The following is an 18,665-nucleotide window of genomic DNA, read 5'->3' as shown; positions in this document are numbered from 1 at the left end:
CTAGCGGTCATCAATAATTACTAGCTACTGAGAGCCATTCACGTGAATTTAAGCTTGCCGCAAATCGAGGCCTTACGCCAAATCCTAGGTGACACTAATGTACTGCTTGATGAGGCTGATTTACAGCACTTCGGCGGTGATTGGTGTAGGCAATATTCACCAAAACCCAGCGCGATTGCGTTTCCAACCACTACCGAACAAGTCCAAGCCATTGTTCGTTGGGCGAATACCGAGCAAGTAGCGTTGGTACCATCCGGCGGTAGAACCGGTTTAAGCGGTGGGGCAACGGCATTAAACGGTGAGTTGGTTATCGCCTTAGATAAGATGAATAAACTTATCGAAACGGATGTGGCGAGCTCGACGCTAAAGGTTGAGGCTGGAATGGTGACGGCGCAGCTGCAGCAGCATGCCGAAGACTTGGGGCTGTTTTATCCGGTGGACTTCGCGTCGTCAGGAAGTTCACAGATCGGCGGAAACATTGCTACCAATGCCGGCGGTATTAAAGTGATACGCTACGGCATGACACGCGATTGGGTAGCTGGATTGACGGTAGTAACAGGTTCTGGTGAGCTACTAGAACTCAATAAAGGATTACTGAAAAATAACACCGGTTATGACCTTCGTCATTTGTTTGTCGGCTCTGAAGGAACCTTGGGCATAATTACCGAGGCGACCATTCGTCTGTGTGCAGCTCCCAAGCCAGCAACAGTTTTGGTGCTGGGTGTAAACGAAATGACTGATCTTATGTCGGTACTAGCTAGCTTTCAGCAGCAAACATCGGTTAATGCGTTCGAGTTCTTCTCTCATAATGCCCTGGAGGCCAATCTTGCTCACTCTGGCGAGGCTCAACCGCTGGCAGAAGCTGCCCCCTATTACGCACTAGTGGAAGTTGAAACAGCCTCTGAGGTAGAAACCGAAGCAGCGCTCGCTTGTTTTGAACACTGCCTGATTGAAGGATGGGTAGTTGATGGCGTGATGAGTCAATCTGAACAACAGGCAGCATCGCTGTGGCGTTTACGTGAGGGTATTTCTGAAAGTATCGCACCACGCACGCCCTATAAAAACGATCTCAGTGTTTCAGTCTCAAAGGTCCCCGCTTTCCTCGCCAAGGTTGACAGTATTGTTGCTGAGCATTATCCAACCTTCGAAGTGTGTTGGTTTGGCCATATTGGCGACGGAAACCTCCACCTTAATATCTTGAAGCCCGAAGAATTGGCGGTTGATGCGTTTGTGGAGCAATGCAAGGCAGTGAGCGCGTTAATTTTTGAGGAAATTGCCCGGATGGGCGGCTCAGTTTCGGCTGAACACGGGGTTGGGCTACTCAAGAAGCATGCTCTGAGTTACAGCCGTTCGGAGGAGGAAGTACGCCTGATGAAGCAAATGCGGCAACTATTTGACCCCGCTGGGATTCTTAATCCGGGAAAACTGTTTGACTAAGGCTATGTACATATCTTGCTGAGCTGCCATACTTAAAAGAAAAAGTTGCTAGAGCAACTTCCTAACCAGCATCTCATGCAGATATGGAGCCTAATTTGTCAACGTACCAACACCGATGGTGGGGAGGAGAGTCCATTGATCTCCCCAATGCGAAGGCCGTATGCGTAGGTCGGAATTATGCGGCCCACGCGAAAGAACTCAATAATCCAATTCCATCGCAACCGCTCTTATTTATCAAACCTTCGTCTGCGATGGTCGCCATGGTGCCGAACTTTGTTGTTCCTGATGACCTTGGCGAGTGTCATATTGAGACGGAGATTAGCTTGCTGGTGGGCAGGCAGCTTCGAAATGCTACGGCGGCAGACACCGAGGCGGCAATCATTGGTGTTGGCTTAGCTTACGATCTAACTCTTCGAGACCTTCAAGGCGAGTTAAAGCACAATGGACATCCTTGGGAGCGAGCTAAAAGCTTCGATGGCGCCTTGGCTTTATCTGAGTTTGTAGTGCGTGAAGATTGCCCTCCGTTCAATGAATTATCGCTGTCGTTAAACTTGAACGATCGCCTTCAGCAGGTGGGGTCAGTAGCGCAAATGCTTTGGTCACCAATGGATCTCCTGGCTGAGATATCGCGTTCATTCACGCTTGAACCGGGTGACGTTGTGTTAACGGGTACCCCAGCGGGCGTCACCGCGTTGCATAAAGGTGATCAACTAGCGGCCACATTATGCAGTCGCTGGACAGCGAACTCAGAGGTACTATAAATGCGATTAACGCTCATTCTATTGCTATTACTATCGTCAGTCGTCCGTGCCGACGGTGATTATCAGACCCAATTAAATGCCGTATTTCAAATTCGTGTCCTGGATGCGCAGGCAGATCAGAAATCATCAATTGGCAGTGGTTTTGCGGTATCCGGTGATGGCTATCTCATTACCAACTACCACGTTATTCAATCCGTGGTTAACTTCCCTAATGGCTATCGTTTAGAGGTTATTTCAGCCACCGATGAGGTTATTGAAAGCAGGGTTGTTGCCGTAGATGTGATTAATGATTTGGCGCTCTTAAAGATTGATATTCCGCTTGATGTAACGCTTCAACTTGCCGCCGAAGAGCCCTCTCAAGGGGCGAGAATTCTGTCCTTCGGTAACCCAATGGATTTGGGGCAGACTATTGTTCCCGGGACTTGGAATGGCGAGGTTGCGCATCGCTTTCACCGGCTAATCAATTTTTCGGGGGCGTTGAATTCTGGTATGAGCGGCGGACCAGCGTTAAACAGTAATAATGAGGTTGTTGGTGTTAATGTCGCGGGCTATGGAAATAATTTAAGCCTATTAGTACCGCTGTCGGCGGTGGCTACGATGGTGTCGAAGATAGGTATTGAGACACCTCTGGATGAGCAAGTTTCCGAGCAATTACTGGCAGATGAAGCGGCTAGAATTGAAGCCCTGTTAGCTGGAGATTGGTCCGTTGAGCCGCTAGGCGGCCGCCCAGCTATTGCAGCCGTCACGGATTTCATCAGCTGTTGGGGCGCTTCGAACAACGATCAGCAGGAACGCCGGACCAATGTGATCAGTCGCTCTTGTCGAACTCGTGAAGGTATCTATCTAAATCGGCATTTACAAACGGGTAGTATTATCTACAACCAGATGGTAGTTGAGAATATTGATCTCAGTCCACTGCAGTTTGAGTTTGAAGTGCATGATGCAATGAATTTGGGACGTCAATCTCCCAGCGATACCGATTACGTTGGTCCAATGAGCTGTCATGAAGCCTTTTTAGAAGGCAGTTATGGTGGGCATAAAACGATTGTCTGCGTTCGCGCCTATAAACGCTTTGCACCCTTGTACGATGTCTATTTTAAGATCGGCTCCCCGCCTCAAGATGGTCAAGTGGCAATGACCGCACTAGCTTTGGAGGGGGTGAGCAAATCCTCCGCGCAGCAGGTGATCGATAAGCTCTTGGAGACGGTATTATGATGCTTTTAAGAGTGTATCGAACTCATCGTCAGCACGAACAACGGGTACCACTGCGTAATAACCTAAGTCTAGGTTCGGCCGCAGAAATGGACGTCTGTTTGCACGATAGTTATGTCTCGCCAGCTCATGCGAAAGTTGTTGAAGACGACGACGGCAAGTTTTGGCTGCTAGACACGAATAGTGAAAATGGTATTCGAAATCGTTTTGGTAGCTCGCTAGGCGATCGCATTCAGTTAGTGGCAGGCGAAAAATTTGAATTGGGTGAACACGTCTTTGAAGTCATTGATACGGATCATGCTGTGCAGTCGGCGCCAGCGTTGCCGCCGAGCCTGAAACGCTCATTGCCAATAGCGTTGATTGCCTATTTTTTACTCGTCATCAATAGTGTGTTCGTTGAATACCTTTATGGCTTTGAAGAGTTTAGCGTTGCGAGCTCCTTCCGCGCGGGTGTCTTACAATATCTATGGCTACTTGGTCTGGCGGCCGGGGGCTACGCAGTGGGTGTACTACTGCGTGGTAAAGGCTATTTTTGGCAATTACTAGCACTGGGTGCTGGTGTCGCACTGTTGATGGAAGTCGGTACTTATCTGCTTGGCTGGCTCTCCTACAACGTAGGCGGGTCAATGGTTCTGCTAATGGTTGGCTTTCTCAGCAAGGTTATACTGCTTGTGCTGACGCTCTATGGAGCACTCACTTGGGTGACTCATTGGAACTTTATAAAGCGAACTTTGGCGTGTAACTTGTTGCTGATAGCGATTTGTTTTGATACTTATATTCAAGTCAACGAAGACGCAACCGATGCCGAGTCGGCCGCCGTCTATAATGAGTTGCTTCTCAATGAAAAATTGCGTTTTGCGCCGGTGCATGATGCAGAGGAATTCCGATCGTCGATGAGTGATTTGTTCAATGAGGCGAAACAGAATTCAACCGAAGATGATTAGTCGCTAAGGGCTTAATCCACCTGTGGTTGGAGATGGTGACTGGCACGGGGAATGGCTTCGTTCTTGTCACCAGAGCAGTGCTTGGGATTCCAGATAACAACTTCTAATGACGAAAGCCATCAAGCGCTAAACTTGATGGCTTATTTCCTTGGGTAGTTTAACCCACTGTTTTTGTCACTACGCCGTCTTGAGTAGCTAACATCAGGATATCGGCCGGTCGATTAGCAAATAGACCATTAGTCACTACGCCAACAATTTGGTTGATTGCGGTTTCAATCGCGCGTGGTGTGGCGATCTGAAAGTTGTAGAGATCTAAAATAATATTCCCGTTGTCCGTCACCACGCCTTCACGATATACAGGGTCCGCACCCATAGCCACAAGCTCACGTGCCACGTAGCTACGCGCCATGGGAATCACTTCTATCGGGAGAGGAAATTCGCCCAAGACATTAACCAACTTTGATTCGTCAGCAATGCAGATAAAGGTTTTAGACGCCGCCGCAACAATTTTTTCGCGCGTTAGCGCGGCGCCACCACCTTTGATGAGTTCAAGGCGCTCATTACTCTCGTCCGCACCATCAATATAGAATTCAAGGGTGCCGGATTCATTCAGATCGTACACGGGAATGCCGTGAGCGCGTAATCGCTCTGCTGATGCTTCCGATGACGCCACACAACCATCAAAGGCGCCTTTGTGTTCAGCGAGGAAGTCAATGAAGAAGTTAGCCGTAGAGCCAGTGCCAATACCTAGTATGGTATCGCTGTTTAGTTGCGGAAGAATGTGTTGCAGCGCCGCTTGTGCGACGGATGCTTTTAACTGGTCTTGGTTCATATTGATTCCCATGATGGTGTGCTAAAGCTGAGTTAAGTATAACGCTAAGCCCACGGGAATACGAAGAATTGTTATACACCTTATGCCGCCAACACGGTACACTGAGAAGATCATTAGAAAGGTTGGCTGCTCCATGAAAGACTCGTTAGTTAAGAAGATTCTCGATGCGAGAATATATGACTTAGTGATTGAAACACCGTTAACCAAAGCGGTGGGGCTATCAACGCGTTTTAGTCGTCCAATCTATCTGAAACGAGAAGATCTCCAGCCAGTTCATTCATTCAAGCTTCGCGGTGCCTATAACAAGTTACTCCAGCTTCCTGCCGAAGTGTTAGCTAAGGGTGTGATTGCGGCTTCGGCGGGTAACCATGCGCAAGGGCTAGCTATGGCCGCTACCCACATGGGTATCGCCGCCACCATTGTGATGCCGCAAACTACACCGCAAATAAAAATTGACGGTGTGCGTACCCGTGGCGCGAACGTCGTTCTTCACGGCGATTCCTTTGATCAAGCGGCGGGTCATGCTAAAGAGTTATCGGAGCGACAGGGGCTCTTTTATGTCCATCCCTTTGATGATCTTGATGTTATTGCTGGTCAGGGAACCGCTGCGGTCGAAATCTTGAAACAGATGCCAGCCCAGGTAGAGGCTATTTTCTTGCCTGTCGGCGGTGGCGGTTTGGCCGCCGGCTGTGCTAATTGGATTAAGTTCCTTCGCCCAGAGATTAAGGTAATCGCCGTTGAGCCCGAGGATGCCGCGTGCCTGCGCTATGCGCTAGAGCAAGGTGCTCCAGCTACCCTGGATAAGGTAGGGTTGTTTGCAGATGGGGTAGCGGTTGCCCGAATTGGTGAAGTTACCTTCGAATTATTGAAAGACACTGTTGATGAGGTGATTACCTGTACTACAGATGAAATCTGCGCGGCGATAAAAGACATTTTTGATGATACTCGATCCATCGCAGAGCCCGCCGGTGCTTTATCTCTTGCGGGCTTGAAGAAGTATGCGGAACACGCGAATACTTCAGAGGGTGCACTGATTGCGATTGAATCGGGGGCGAACACTAATTTTGACCGTCTTCGTTACATCTCGGAGCGAACGGAGATTGGCGAACAGCGTGAAGCGGTGTTTGCCGTCACAATTCCTGAGCAGCCGGGAAGTTTCGCTGCTTTTTGCGAAAATCTAGGCAAGCGAGCTGTCACTGAATTTAATTATCGTTACAACCGTGCCGACCAAGCCGTGGTATTTGTGGGGGTTCAGGTGCGAGCCGGCGGTGACGATCGAGCTCAGCTAAATAGCCATCTGGTAAATTGTTCTTACCCTGTGGTTGATTTGACTGATAATGAGCTGGCTAAAGTGCATACTCGCTACATGGTGGGGGGGGTTAGCCAACTGCCAAATGAGCGAGTGTTTAGAACCCGCTTCCCTGAGCGCCCCGGCGCGCTAAAAGATTTCCTCTCAGCGTTAGGTGGAGAGTGGAGTATCACTTTATTCCACTATCGTAATCATGGCGCCGCGTATGGCAGGGTGCTCTTTGGCTTGGCAATTGACGAAACCGAGGTCGACACACTAACTGCCAAGTTGGCCCAAGTTGGTTTTAGTATTGAAGATGAGACCGCTAATCCCGCTTTTCAGCTCTTTATGAGTTAACACAACGCCTTACATCGCCATGGTGCCAACTAGTTGGCATACTAAGTGCTAAGTGGTTAGTAGTGAACTTTCTTGAAACTCAGTAGTCTTACTTATATGTTGCGATTTAGTTGCAATATTTGTATGTTGAGTGATTGAAGTGCACCAAAGTAGTGCAGTGAAACAAAATAATAATTAAAGCGCACCTAAATCACGCAGAGGATAGGGTGTAGAGTCTAGGAGTAGAGAGATGAAATCCGATTTTTTAAATTGGGCAATGGCGTTATTCGCAGTAGGGGTACTCATCACGGGTGGGTTACATTTCCTAGAGGGCGAAGAGTCTCGTCAGCCTGTCGCTGCGTTGCAGCAGGGTCTTATTAGCTCAGCCAAATAAGTCCTTTCTCGGTCGCTATCGCATCAAGCCGAACATCCCAAGGTTCGGCTGCGATAGACTGACATTCCTGAACGCCGTGGGCGCACCCAATCAGAATGGGTTTGTCTTGCAGTTGTCCCAGTGCCCTATCGTAATAACCTGCTCCCATACCAATGCGGTTACCCGCTAAGTCGAAGCCGACAAGTGGTAATAGCATGATGTCAAAGCCTCTGGTGGAAGTCTTTACTAGGTCACTCGGTTCGCGAATTCCATACTCATTATGTATCAGCCGGCTGGGATCTGCCGTTCCCCATTTCATGCCGTATTCTGGTGTAATGATGGGAGCGAACCACTGATGGCGTGGGTGCTTAGCAAACAAAGGATCAATCGAGATTTCCGCACCAAAAGCGAAATAGGCCGCAATGCGCTGCGGGGGGAGTTGGTCAAGATAAGCTTCCAGCGCGTGACAAAGCGCGTGGCTATTGTCAGCTTGCTGAATGTTCGACAGTGCGTTGCGAGCTGCTTTGCACTGCTTTCGTAAGCTTGATTTATCTGAGGACATAGGACCCAAGGTGCCGCTACTGACGTGGCCTCGAACCCGAAGTTCAAGGTGGGAAACGCTGAATTGGATCAGGCTTTCCGTCAAGCGGACATGCACACCACCAATAACGAGCATAACCCGTGTTTTCAATTATCGGCTCAGGGACGTGTCAATTGGCAAACACCCCAGGCTGAATTCATTATACGCTGTGTTAGTCGATATCACCAATCATCGATGATAAAGAATGTAACCTTTCGGCAATTTCCACTAGCGCTGCTTGGTCGAGTTCGGTATTCGTTGAAGCAGTTGAAGACGCTGTTGATGATGGTGAGTGATCGACATGGGGTTGTGCCAGCTGGGATTGACTCTGCGCCTCAAGCTCAAAGCTCAAATTAAGGGCGGCCATCAGAATAACCGATTCTCGAGAGGCGGTGGTATTCTCATGTATTTCAGTCATGCGCTGATTGAGTTTGTCGGCCGCTCTCGCTAACATTTCTCGCTGCTCGTTAGGGCAGTTGAACTCATACTCACGCTCTAAAAAAGTCAGCTCAATGGTATTGCTAGAGGCCACTTAACCAGTCCTCCTGGAGGTGTTCGTCAGACGTTTTCGCCACATTGACGGCTCGCGTCTTACGGGCGGCAAGTTGTTCCTGAAGACGGCTGCGCTCGTCTAACAGTTTCTCAAGCTTCTGTGTAAGTTCGTCTACGCATTCTTGTAATTCAATTATCAGTTCGTCGTGCCCTGACATAGTCCATTTCCAGTTACCTACGGCTAATACTTACTATAGAGTTTCTAGGTTATTTTGGTCAACTCAAATAGCGAGTAAAAGCATCAATTCTTGATGGTGAATTAGTGGCGAAATTGAGCTTCCAGCGTTAGGATACCCTCATTGATCTAAGGAATTGGTTGTTATGAGTCAAACTGGTAAAGCATTTAGTTTGCTGGAGGTCGCCCTCGAGGACGTCGGAGCGGTGTGCACGCCAGCCGAACTTCACGGTTATCTAACCGCTGGATTATGTGTGAAAACGGGCGGCGACACCCGTCGCGCGGTAGATGCATTGCTCGATGCATATGGTGTAGAGGCTAACGAGGGCTTTATCACTACTTTGAACGCTTTACGCGAGTTAGCACGTAAACAGTTAGAAGACGTTAACATGAGTTTCATGCTGATGTTGCCAGAAGAGACTGCAGGCCTGGCAGCTCGTGCGCAAGCTCTGGCCCATTGGACTGAAGCTTTTCTGGCTGGATTCGGTATGCAAGGTGGCGCAATTAATGATGAAGGTTTCTTCGAGGACTTGAGTCAAATTGCTCAATTGGATACTAGCACCGAGTTTAGCGAGGAAGATGAACAGGAACTGATCGAGATTAGCGAATACGTCCGCCTGGGGATTATCTCTCTTTACATTGACGCTAGGCCACAGAAGGTACAGTAATGACTACAGAATTGTTCGCCAAAGAGTTTGCCGCCCGCCGGGCCGCCTTACTCGATAGCATGCCCGATAATAGCGTTGCTTTTATCGCCACCGCCTCGGAGTTGATTCGCTCGAATGACGCGGATCATCATTTTCGTCCAGAATCGAACTTCTACTACTTGACCGGTTTCCCTGAACCCGAGGCGGTGGCTTTTTTAGTCAAGAACGGTGATGAAGGTCGGTTTGTGTTGTGCTGTAGGGCGAAGGATAAAGACAGAGAAATTTGGGATGGCCGGCGCTATGGTCCCGAAGCCGCGGCTGAAGTATTTGGTGCCGACGAAGCCCACCCAATCAGCGACTTAGAAAAAGTGGCGGTTGACTTATTGGCTGACCGAGATGTGTTATTGAACTCGAACCTCCGGCAGCAGGAGCAGGCAGCCCTAATCGAATCGTGGATGCAGGGAATTCGGCGCCAGCGTAAGCAAGGTGTGAGAACGCCGGAAACACGCATAGATGTGGATGCAATGATCGCCGAAATGCGTCTGTTCAAATCTGCGGCTGAAATCGAGTTAATGCGCACGGCGGCAAAGATCTCGGCAGATGCTCATGCTAGGGCAATGAAGTTTGTAAAGCCTGGTTGTAACGAGTACCACCTGGAGGCGGAGATCGCTCACGAGTTTGCCATGCGGGGCGCTCGCTTTCCTGCCTATAACTCCATTGTTGGCGCTGGAGAGAATGCGTGCATCTTGCACTACGTTGAAAACAATGCCGAAGTAAAAGACGGCGACCTTGTGTTAATCGATGCCGGCTGTGAATATCAGATGTACGCGGCAGATATCACCCGTACCTTTCCAGCAAATGGAAAATTCAGTGCAGAGCAGCGGGCTATCTATGAAGTGGTACTCAACGCTCAACACGCCGCCATTGCACAAATAAAGCCCGGGAACCCCTACGAAGCTGTTCATTATGCGGCGGTGGCGGTTCTTGTGGATGGCCTCATTGCATTGGGGCTGTTGGTTGGTGATGCCGAAACACTTATCGCCGATGAAGCCTACAAAGAGTATTACATGCATGGTACCGGACATTGGTTGGGAATTGATGTTCATGATGTGGGTGATTACCGTGTTGCTGGCTCAAAAACCTGGAGAAACTTTGAGCCGGGTATGGTCTTAACCGTTGAGCCTGGCATCTACGTCTCGCCAAGTAATGACGCTGTTGATGCCAAGTGGCGTGGTATTGGCGTGCGAATCGAGGATGATATTTTGGTCACCGAATCAGGTTATGAAAATCTGACTGCAGCGGTACCGAAATCAATCGAAGAAATTGAAGCGTTGATGGAAAGCCAGTAATTATGACCCGAGTGGTGATTGCAGGGGGTGGCCTGGTAGGAAGGATGACAGCGTTGCAACTGGCTCAGAGTGAGGCAGTGACGTCTGTCCAGATCTTTGATCCGAACCCGGTGACTTCAACCGAAGCCAATGCGCTGGATGTTCGATCGACGGCCCTTTCCGCAGGAACACTCAATGAGTTAGTTAGGCTTGGTATTTCTGCGCAGCAGTTGGATGCACAGCCGATTTCTGGCATTCATGTTTCAGCCAGTCAACATTTCGGTGGCATAGCGCTTCAGGCTCAGGAGATTAATCAGACTCATTTCGGCGCGGTGGTAGAAAACCATAAATTGCTCAATGCACTGAGCCGTCAAATTGCTTCGGAGCCAACCATTCAGGCAGGTCGCGTAGCGGCGATCAGTAAGTTCGCCGTAGTTGAAAATGGGATTCAGCTCGAGACGAGCCTAGGCGACAAGCAAGAAGCAAAACTCTTAGTAATAGCTGATGGAGCAAAAAGCCAATTGCTCAAGCAGGCTGGCATCGCGGTTGATAATACGGACTATCAGCAGCTTGCCTTAGTGTTTAATGTGGCGTTGAAAAAGCCTCATCAGGGGGTAGCGCGAGAGCGTTTTGCCGACGGTAAGCCGTTGGCGTTGTTGCCGCTTACACAGCAGCGCTATGCGGCAGTCTGGTGTGTTAGCCCAGAGCGCGCTAAGTCACTTATTGCACTGTCTGAGGACGCATTTATTGAGCGTTTTGAGGCGGCCGCAACGCTCCGTTTTGGTGGCGTTGCTGAGATAGGCAAGATTGCCTCGTTTCCAGTTGCCGCTCAGCAAGCACAGGAACTATTTCGTCGCGGCGTAGCGGTGATTGGTAATGCCGCGCACACGTTGCATCCAGTGGCTGGACAGGGATTCAACCTCTGCGTCCGCGATGGTGCAAAATTGGCGAGTGCACTGGAGGCGTATGCTTGGCCACAGTCCTATTCGTCATTAACTCACTGGCACCAAGCGGTTCATCAGGATCAGGCCCTAGTGTTTAATGCCTGTGATCAGCTAGTTCGAAGCTTTGCTGTACCAAGTCGATTTGCCTCAGTTGCGCGGAGTTCAGCGATGCTTACCCTAGCCTCATTGCCAGTCCTGCGCGAAGAATTCCTCTTGCGCGCAGCGGGGCTTCACCCAACTCAACAGGGGCTATCGTTATGACGCGAAGCATCGTAGTAATTGGTGGCGGTATTATTGGCGCCGTCACCGCGGCACACCTTGCCGGAACACTACCCGCGGAGCAAGTGATTGTCACGCTCATTGATGGCGGCCCGGCGCCCGAGCCGACGGTGGAAGCGGCGCCGGCCGACGTTCGCGTGGTGGCGTTGACAGCCGCATCAGTCAGTCTCTTAACTCAAGCAAAAATCTGGGATCGCATACCCGAGCAACGCCGCCAAAAATACCAGCGGATGAAGGTGTGGGATCGAGAAGGTACCGGAAGTATCCAGTTTGATGCTAACGAAGCTGGGCTCGAAGAGTTAGGTTGGATTGTTGAAAATTCAGCACTCAATTATGCTGCGACCGAACAGCTGGCTGAGATGGGTGTGCGCTGCGTTTGGAATCAGAAGGTTGAACGCTGCTTTGAAAGCGATGAAGGTGTCAGCATCGAGTTTTCTGACGGTCAGCAATGGCATCCTGATCTTCTGGTTGCGGCGGACGGTGCTAATTCCCGAATTCGCGACCAACTGGATATCCCGGTTGCGCGAGCATCCTATGAACAACGCGCTATCGTCGCGACCATCGCGTCGCAGGGCGCGCACCGGAATACCGCCTATCAGAGCTTTTTAAGTACAGGGCCGGTGGCGCTCTTACCCCTACCCACACAGAACGGTCAACACTTTGAGTCGCTAGTTTGGAGTGCAGACAACGATGAGGCCGAGCGGCTGATGGCGCTGGATAGTGAGCGCTTTGCCAGGGAATTAACCGCGGCAACGGAGCAGGTTTGCGGATCACTTACGTTAGCGTCTGAGCGGTATTCCTTCCCGCTTCAACGTAGTCATGCTAACCACTATGTAGGAGCGGGATGGGTGTTACTCGGCGATGCCGCTCACACCATTCATCCGCTGGCAGGGCAAGGTGCCAATTTGGGCTTTAGTGATGCTTTGGTTTTAGCAGAGGAGTTAAGTAAAACGTTACAGCGAGGTGTTCCGCTGTCAGTACCTTTGAAGCGCTATGAGCGTCGGCGTCGTGGCGATAATCAACTTACGGGTTTGTCCATGTCAGGGTTTAAATGGTTGTTCGGAACCGAGAATCCTAGTTTGCGTGTGCTGCGTAATTGGGGCTTACAGCGCGTGGATCGGCTTGCGGTCTTAAAACAATGGTTGCTAAGTCAGGCGCAAGGGCGATAGAATAAATAAGAATCATTATCAATTGGGCGATAGTGAAGACGATTATTACTTTTCTCGTAAATATAGGGCTTTCAATGAAAAAGATGGTAACTTGGCTGGCGTTCTTGGCTGCCACGATGTCGCTAGTTGGCTGTGATCAACCAGCTAAAGAAGCTGATGTACTAACGGTATACACGGCGCGTAAGGAACAGTTGGTAAAGCCGTTGTTTGACCGTTTCACCGCAGAGACAGGTATCGAAGTTCGCTACATTACGGATTCAGCAGGCCCCTTGTTAGCGCGTATCCAAGCCGAGGGTGAAAATACCCCTGCGGACGTATTCATTACCGTTGACGCCGGCCACCTTTGGCACGCGGCACAAAGCGGTGTCTTGATGCCTACTGAAAGTGAATTGCTCCGTGCGAATGTTCCGGCGCATCTTCGTGATCCGAATGACTTATGGTTTGGTCTCTCACAGCGAGCTCGGACCATGGTGTATAACACAGATCGCATCTCGGCCGACGAGCTCTCCACCTATGAGGCGCTCGCTGCAAGTGAATGGAACAATCGTCTTTGTTTACGTACCTCGCAAAAGGTCTACAATCAGAGTTTAGTTGCAACCATGATCGAAGCGGACGGCGAGCAAGCTACTCGTGAGGTAGTTGCTGGTTGGGTGAATAACCTAGCGCAAGAACCCTTCTCTAATGACACTCAGGCAATGCAAGCTGTTGCGGCTGGCGTTTGTGATGTCACAATTGTAAACACTTACTATTTCGGCAGGCTCCAAGTGTCTAATCCCGAGCTGCCACTCGCCTTATTCTGGGCGAACCAAGGCGAAGATCAGCGGGGCATTCACGTAAATATCTCCGGTGCTGGTATTCTGAAGCATGCGCCAAACCCTGGCTTAGCTCAGCAACTGATTGAGTGGCTTAGTCAGCCAGAAGCACAGTATCTATTCGCTGAAATCAACCAAGAGTTTCCGGTGAATACCGCCGTAGAGCGCAGTGAACAGGTGGCCTCATGGGGTGAATTCAAAACTGACCAAGTCAACCTCAGTGTCGCGGGCGAACGCCAGGCACAAGCCATGAAGTTGATGGATGAAGTAGGCTACCGTTAAATGCTGAAAGGGGCGAGGCTGGCAATTAGCTACAGCCCAATTGCCGTAGTGCTGGTGTTAGTCGCGGCCCCCGTGGTCGCGCTGATTAGTAGCTGGGGTAGTGTTGATGTGGCACTTTGGACTCACCTTTGGAATACTCAGCTCCCTGCGTTAATAGCTAATACACTACTGCTGATGCTAGGTGTCACTATTGGGGTGCTGCTCTTCGGCGTTTCAACGGCATGGCTGGTTTCGGCTTGTGAATTCCCTGGAAGAAAGTGGCTAAGTTGGGCCTTAGTTTTGCCTATGGCAATGCCGGCCTATGTGCTGGCCTTTGTGGTGTTGGGGATGACTGACTTTGGTTCTCCCTTACAGCGCTTCTTGGCCGTTCAGTTTCCTGGCTTTCACATCGATCTTCGCCACCCGGTTGCCGTTATGGTTGTGCTATCGTTGGTCTTCTACCCATACGTATTTCTTTTAGCCAGAACGGCGTTCCGCTATCAAGGCATCACTTCTATTCAAGCGGCGCGAACGCTTGGTAAGGGCCCTTGGAAAGCGTTCTTTAGTGTTGTGTTACCCATGGCGAGACCGGCAATCGCCGCTGGTTTAGCGTTAGCACTGATGGAGACCTTAGCCGACTTTGGCGCGGTATCAGTATTCAATTATCAGACCTTTACCACGGCCATCTATAAGAGTTGGTCCAGCTTCTATAGCCTCTCGACGGCCACCCAATTAGCCAGCCTCCTCTTACTGCTGGTTGCCCTGTTGCTGGTGCTTGAGCGGTTTAATCGCAGCGGCCGATTCGCGGAGTCTTCCGCTCAGCTTCAGCGTTTTAAATTGTCGGGTGGAGCAAAATGGTTAGCTAGCCTTTGGTGCTTCATCATCTTCTTGTGTGCCTTTCTGCTGCCAGTGTTTCAACTGGTAGTATGGGCTTGGGATGAATTTTCAATGCTTCAGGACCGGCGTTTTATCGGCTTTATTTCGAATACCGTCAAGCTTGGTGTTATGGCAATGTTAGTAGCGGTGGTGCTAGCGACTCTGTCGCAATTGGCTAACTTTTACAGTCGTAGTAAATGGCTTTCTTACCTGCAGGTGTTCGCTAGTCTTGGGTATGCATTACCTGGTTCTGTGATGGCAGTTGGGATGATGATCGTTGGCGCTACGGTTGATGGCGTGCTGGCTAGGCATTTCTTGATGGGCAGTGCTTTGCTGTTGATCTTGGCGTATGTTGCCCGATTCTATGCGGTAGCAAATGGACCTATAGAAACCGCGATGGCAAAGATTAAGCCCAGTTTACTTGAGTCTGCTCGCGTTTTGGGTGTGTCGGAAAATCAGCAGTTTCGGCGTGTTGTCTTGCCGCTTCTTAGTCCGGGTGTTTATGTTGCGGCGCTAATGGTATTAGTTGATGTGATGAAAGAGATGCCGGCAACCCTGCTGCTGCGGCCATTTGGATGGGACACGTTGGCAATTAAAATCTTCGAACTCACCAGTGAGGGGGAGTGGCATCAGGCTTCGGTACCAGCGTTAATGCTCGTAGTGATTTCCATTCTTCCGGTGGTTTACCTGCTGAATAAAACAACAAAAAACAGTTGAATAGTGTGAATCTTAATGATTTTCAGAAATAACGGTTTCCTTTACGAAATTTTTCGGTAATCTATTCGCCATCTGAATAATTAACTACTATAAATAGTTTAAATGACGCACCTGTTACGGAGAGAAAAATGAGCAATATTCCAGCTGAACTAAAGTACATTGATTCACACGAGTGGATTCGTATCGAAGGTGACTTTGCGGTTGTCGGTGTTACTGACCACGCGCAGGATAGCCTCGGGGATGTCGTTTTCGTCGAGCTTCCAGAAGTAGGTGCAGAGCTTGGTCAAGGTGACGAGTCGGGTGTTGTTGAATCAGTGAAAGCAGCCTCGGATATTTACAGCCCGCTTTCCGGTGAAGTGGTAGAGGTTAACGGTCTGCTTGAAGATGCGCCAGAAACTGTTAACGAAAGCCCATACGAAGATGGTTGGTTCTACAAGCTTCGCATCACAGATGCTTCCGAACTAGAAGGCCTGCTTGATGCAGCAGCCTATCAGGATATTTGCGAAGACGCTTAATTCAGTCACGTCTGTTCGCACGAAAGCAGGCTACGGCCTGCTTTTTCAGTTTTATACCCAGGAGAATTTTTCATCATGTCAGATAGCCTAAATACGCTCTTCCTCAAACGCGGTGCAGAGAAGCGCATTCGTGGTGGTCACCTGTGGCTCTATTCCAATGAAGTGGATAAGCAGCGCTCCTCATTGAAGACCTTTGGGTTAGGCGAACAGGTGTTAGTAAAAGCCCATGATGACAAGCGCTTAGGCTTGGCCGTGATGAGTCCGAATAACCTGATTTGCGGGCGTTTTCTGAGTAGAACTAAAACCTCTGAGTTTAGCAAGGGAGACTTGAAGAAGCGGATTCGCCAGGCATTGAGCTTACGTGAGATGACCTACTCTCAGCCCTATTATCGCTTGGTGCATGGTGATGCTGATTGGCTTCCTGGCTTGGTAATAGATCGTTTCGATGACGTGTTCTCGGTACAGCTAAATTCCGTGTTCATGGATCAGTTTGGACCAACAGTGGTCAACGTAATCAACGAAGTGTTCGAACCAAAGGCTATCGTTTATCGCAATGACTCAATTGCTCGATCGGATGAAGGTCTTGAGCCAAACGTGGAGGTCATCTTGGGCGAGCTTCCTGAAGAGGTCATCCTCATTGAGAACGACACGCGTTTCCGAGTGCCTATTATGGATGGGCAAAAGACAGGATGGTTCTTTGATCATCGCGAAAACCGCGCCCGCCTTAACGGTATGTTGAAAGGTAAGCGAGTGCTTGATGTCTTTAGTTATGTAGGTGGCTGGGGGGTTCAGGCCGCGCGCCACGGGGCGAGTGAAGTGGTCTGTGTTGATGCCTCTGCCTTTGCCTGCGAGGAAGTATTGGCGAACGCCGAGCGCAATGGCGTGGCGGAGCAGGTATCAGCAATTACCGGTAACGCCTTTGAAGTCATGAAGCAGCTAGTTGATCAGGGCGAACACTTTGATGTGGTTATCGTTGATCCCCCTGCGCTCATAAAGCGCCGCAAGGACTTGAAGCAGGGTGAACAGGCATATCATCGTCTCAACCAATTGGCGATTCGTTTACTGGGTAGCGAGGGTACGTTGGTTTCAGCGTCTTGCTCGATGCATCTAGGGCGGGAGCGCTTAGGTGAAGTGGTTCGTGTGGCAAGCCGGCATGTTGATCGTCAGGCACAAATATTCTTTGATGGCCGCCAGGGTTTCGATCATCCCGTACACCCAGCTATTCCAGAGACCGATTATCTCAAGGCGATTTTCTGTCGAGTAGTTCGCGAGCTATCATAATCTTGAGATTCGATCTTCGAGCGCCGAGAGCGGAGAGAGACTGGCTGATATTCAGCTAGTCTCTTAGGCTAATGATGGGGTGATCATTGAGTAGCGCCCAGTTAGTAAGTTTCTCATCGGGATCTACGGCGATTGGCCATTTCACCGCTTCAAGCAGGGGGATATCATTGTGGGAGTCGCTGTAAAAATAAGCGTCTGACAAACTACCACCGTGTTGGCTAATCCACTGCTTCATTTTGGTGATCTTACCGTCGCGGAAATTCGCCTCGCCGTCCAAACCGCCAATAATAACGCCATCTTCCACCCGCACATCCGTAGCGATGAGATGATTTACGCCCAGTGCGCTAGCAACGCCCTGCGCTAGGATTTGGTTTGTGGCGGTGACAATAACGAGCGTATCCCCAGCGCTATCATGCGCTTCGATCAATTCACGACTATGTGGCGCAATGGTAGGAGTGACGTTAGCCACATATTCGTTCAGAAGTGGCTGCACGCTGGTAAGTGACTTACCGTGGAAGTGGCCCATGGCGAAGTGCAAATAATCGTTAATATCCAGCGTTGAGTCTAAATAATCGCGATAGTACTGATCATTTTTCTCGCGGTGCTCAGACTCAGAAACCAGCCCCTTTGCAATGAGGAACTCTCCCCAATAGTGATCTGAATCACCAACTATTAATGTGTTGTCCAAATCGAATAGTGCGAGTGCCATAGTCTAGATCCTTTAATTCTAAGCGATAGACCCATGGGTCTGAGCGTCCTGTGAGGGCTCTAGCTTAACCACTCGTAACAACTATCACTAGCAAAAAATAGTGAAAAAAGTAACAATGGTAGTAATTGAAAAAATTTAGAGGTGTCAGGTGATAGACTCGGACGGGTTCCGCCCAAATGTCGGAATCATAATCACCAATGACAGCGGTCAAGTATTATGGGCTCAACGATCAGGGCAAACATCTTGGCAATTCCCACAGGGTGGGATAGACGGCGACGAATCGCCGCGCGAAGCGCTTTATCGAGAGCTCTACGAAGAAGTTGGTTTACGAGAGGACGACGTTGAAATTATCGGTGAGACCCGAGGTTGGCTCCGATATCGTCTGCCCCATAGGCTTATTCGTCACGGTCAAAAACCGCTGTGCATTGGTCAAAAACAAAAATGGTTTCTCTTGCGCTTAACCGCGCCAGAGTCAGCTATTGATTTGCGCGCTTATGGCAAGCCTGAGTTCGACTCTTGGAAGTGGGTGAGCTATTGGTATCCGTTACGTATGGTGGTTAATTTTAAGCGCGAAGTCTACCGCCGTGCCATGGATGAACTTCTGCCCTTACTTCACCGTTCACTTAGCAAGGATTAG

20 protein-coding genes and 1 other RNA gene are annotated in these 18,665 nt (G+C 49.8%); 15 read left to right on the top strand and 6 right to left on the bottom strand.

The features are described 5' to 3' along the window. Positions 1 to 42 precede the first annotated feature (42 nt). From DFR27_RS07910 to DFR27_RS07895, 4 genes are all read left to right on the top strand, one after another. Positions 43 to 1,437, top strand: a complete 1,395-nt coding sequence (locus tag DFR27_RS07910; protein WP_121876909.1) for an FAD-binding oxidoreductase — start codon at positions 43 to 45, stop codon at positions 1,435 to 1,437. Between the two features lie 95 nt (positions 1,438 to 1,532). After that, positions 1,533 to 2,198 (top strand): fumarylacetoacetate hydrolase family protein, encoded by a 666-nt coding sequence (locus DFR27_RS07905; protein WP_245962631.1) that lies wholly within the window; start codon positions 1,533 to 1,535, stop codon positions 2,196 to 2,198. After that, the gene (locus tag DFR27_RS07900) at positions 2,199 to 3,413 is read left to right on the top strand and encodes a S1C family serine protease (protein WP_121876907.1); all 1,215 of its coding nucleotides are present in this window, start codon (positions 2,199 to 2,201) and stop codon (positions 3,411 to 3,413) included. It abuts the gene before it with no gap. Further along, positions 3,410 to 4,354 carry an FHA domain-containing protein gene (locus DFR27_RS07895; RefSeq protein ID WP_121876906.1) on the top strand — a complete coding sequence of 315 codons (945 nt, stop codon included), beginning with the start codon at positions 3,410 to 3,412 and terminating at the stop codon, positions 4,352 to 4,354. Before DFR27_RS07900 ends, DFR27_RS07895 begins: the two co-directional genes overlap by 4 nt. A 157-nt stretch (positions 4,355 to 4,511) precedes the next feature. Here the strand turns inward: DFR27_RS07895 and rpiA are convergent, their stop codons facing one another. Beyond that, positions 4,512 to 5,186: a ribose-5-phosphate isomerase RpiA gene (gene rpiA, locus DFR27_RS07890; protein WP_121876905.1), complete on the bottom strand. Its 675-nt coding sequence runs from the start codon at positions 5,184 to 5,186 to the stop codon at positions 4,512 to 4,514. A 133-nt stretch (positions 5,187 to 5,319) separates the two neighbouring features. Between rpiA and ilvA the strand changes: the two genes are divergently transcribed. Both ilvA and DFR27_RS12580 read left to right on the top strand, forming a co-directional pair. After that, on the top strand, positions 5,320 to 6,831 hold the full coding sequence (gene ilvA / locus DFR27_RS07885; protein WP_121876904.1) for a threonine ammonia-lyase, biosynthetic: 1,512 nt from the start codon (positions 5,320 to 5,322) through the stop codon (positions 6,829 to 6,831). A gap of 229 nt (positions 6,832 to 7,060) precedes the next feature. Then, positions 7,061 to 7,204 (top strand): hypothetical protein, encoded by a 144-nt coding sequence (locus tag DFR27_RS12580; protein WP_170150817.1) that lies wholly within the window; start codon positions 7,061 to 7,063, stop codon positions 7,202 to 7,204. Here DFR27_RS12580 and DFR27_RS07880 read toward each other — a convergent pair. The 4 genes from DFR27_RS07880 to DFR27_RS07865 all read right to left on the bottom strand — a co-directional run bounded on the left by DFR27_RS07880 (position 7,188) and on the right by DFR27_RS07865 (position 8,473). Beyond that, on the bottom strand, positions 7,188 to 7,745 hold the full coding sequence (locus DFR27_RS07880; protein ID WP_121876903.1) for a 5-formyltetrahydrofolate cyclo-ligase: 558 nt from the start codon (positions 7,743 to 7,745) through the stop codon (positions 7,188 to 7,190). The two genes, DFR27_RS12580 and DFR27_RS07880, sit on opposite strands and share 17 nt — an antisense overlap. After that, positions 7,744 to 7,919, bottom strand: a non-coding RNA gene (ssrS, locus tag DFR27_RS07875) — 6S RNA. The genes DFR27_RS07880 and ssrS overlap by 2 nt, the downstream gene beginning before the upstream one ends. 16 nt (positions 7,920 to 7,935) lie before the next feature. Beyond that, positions 7,936 to 8,295: a cell division protein ZapA gene (locus tag DFR27_RS07870; RefSeq protein ID WP_121876902.1), complete on the bottom strand. Its 360-nt coding sequence runs from the start codon at positions 8,293 to 8,295 to the stop codon at positions 7,936 to 7,938. Next, on the bottom strand, positions 8,285 to 8,473 hold the full coding sequence (locus DFR27_RS07865; protein ID WP_121876901.1) for a hypothetical protein: 189 nt from the start codon (positions 8,471 to 8,473) through the stop codon (positions 8,285 to 8,287). Before DFR27_RS07865 ends, DFR27_RS07870 begins: the two co-directional genes overlap by 11 nt. A gap of 163 nt (positions 8,474 to 8,636) precedes the next feature. On the opposite strand from DFR27_RS07865, the gene DFR27_RS07860 reads away from it, so the two are divergent. The 8 genes from DFR27_RS07860 to DFR27_RS07825 all read left to right on the top strand — a co-directional run bounded on the left by DFR27_RS07860 (position 8,637) and on the right by DFR27_RS07825 (position 17,319). Beyond that, entirely contained in the window at positions 8,637 to 9,158 is a 522-nt protein-coding gene (locus DFR27_RS07860) for a UPF0149 family protein (RefSeq protein WP_121876900.1), read from the top strand. Next, positions 9,158 to 10,486, top strand: coding sequence for a Xaa-Pro aminopeptidase (gene pepP, locus DFR27_RS07855; protein WP_121876899.1), 1,329 nt, complete (start codon positions 9,158 to 9,160; stop codon positions 10,484 to 10,486). The genes DFR27_RS07860 and pepP overlap by 1 nt, the downstream gene beginning before the upstream one ends. Before the next feature lie 2 nt (positions 10,487 to 10,488). Then, positions 10,489 to 11,670, top strand: a complete 1,182-nt coding sequence (locus tag DFR27_RS07850) for an FAD-dependent monooxygenase (RefSeq protein ID WP_121876898.1) — start codon at positions 10,489 to 10,491, stop codon at positions 11,668 to 11,670. Next, positions 11,667 to 12,857 carry an FAD-dependent monooxygenase gene (locus DFR27_RS07845; protein WP_121876897.1) on the top strand — a complete coding sequence of 397 codons (1,191 nt, stop codon included), beginning with the start codon at positions 11,667 to 11,669 and terminating at the stop codon, positions 12,855 to 12,857. The genes DFR27_RS07850 and DFR27_RS07845 overlap by 4 nt, the downstream gene beginning before the upstream one ends. Positions 12,858 to 12,931: 74 nt before the next feature. Then, positions 12,932 to 13,951 carry an extracellular solute-binding protein gene (locus DFR27_RS07840; RefSeq protein WP_121876896.1) on the top strand — a complete coding sequence of 340 codons (1,020 nt, stop codon included), beginning with the start codon at positions 12,932 to 12,934 and terminating at the stop codon, positions 13,949 to 13,951. Continuing rightward, positions 13,952 to 15,523, top strand: coding sequence for an ABC transporter permease (locus DFR27_RS07835; protein WP_121876895.1), 1,572 nt, complete (start codon positions 13,952 to 13,954; stop codon positions 15,521 to 15,523). It begins immediately after the preceding gene. 128 nt (positions 15,524 to 15,651) lie between these two features. Then, positions 15,652 to 16,038: a glycine cleavage system protein GcvH gene (gene gcvH / locus DFR27_RS07830; protein WP_121876894.1), complete on the top strand. Its 387-nt coding sequence runs from the start codon at positions 15,652 to 15,654 to the stop codon at positions 16,036 to 16,038. Between the two features lie 75 nt (positions 16,039 to 16,113). Continuing rightward, positions 16,114 to 17,319 carry a class I SAM-dependent rRNA methyltransferase gene (locus tag DFR27_RS07825; RefSeq protein WP_121876893.1) on the top strand — a complete coding sequence of 402 codons (1,206 nt, stop codon included), beginning with the start codon at positions 16,114 to 16,116 and terminating at the stop codon, positions 17,317 to 17,319. A gap of 55 nt (positions 17,320 to 17,374) precedes the next feature. Here the strand turns inward: DFR27_RS07825 and DFR27_RS07820 are convergent, their stop codons facing one another. Further along, the gene (locus DFR27_RS07820; RefSeq protein ID WP_121876892.1) at positions 17,375 to 18,028 is read right to left on the bottom strand and encodes an HAD family hydrolase; all 654 of its coding nucleotides are present in this window, start codon (positions 18,026 to 18,028) and stop codon (positions 17,375 to 17,377) included. A gap of 148 nt (positions 18,029 to 18,176) precedes the next feature. Between DFR27_RS07820 and rppH the strand changes: the two genes are divergently transcribed. Continuing rightward, positions 18,177 to 18,665 (top strand): RNA pyrophosphohydrolase, encoded by a 489-nt coding sequence (rppH, locus tag DFR27_RS07815; RefSeq protein ID WP_121876891.1) that lies wholly within the window; start codon positions 18,177 to 18,179, stop codon positions 18,663 to 18,665.

Source organism: Umboniibacter marinipuniceus (assembly GCF_003688415.1).
Taxonomy (GTDB): Bacteria; Pseudomonadota; Gammaproteobacteria; order Pseudomonadales; family DSM-25080; genus Umboniibacter; species Umboniibacter marinipuniceus.
Note: the sequence above shows the minus strand (reverse complement) of the source record. Positions and strands in the feature narration are given on the sequence as shown.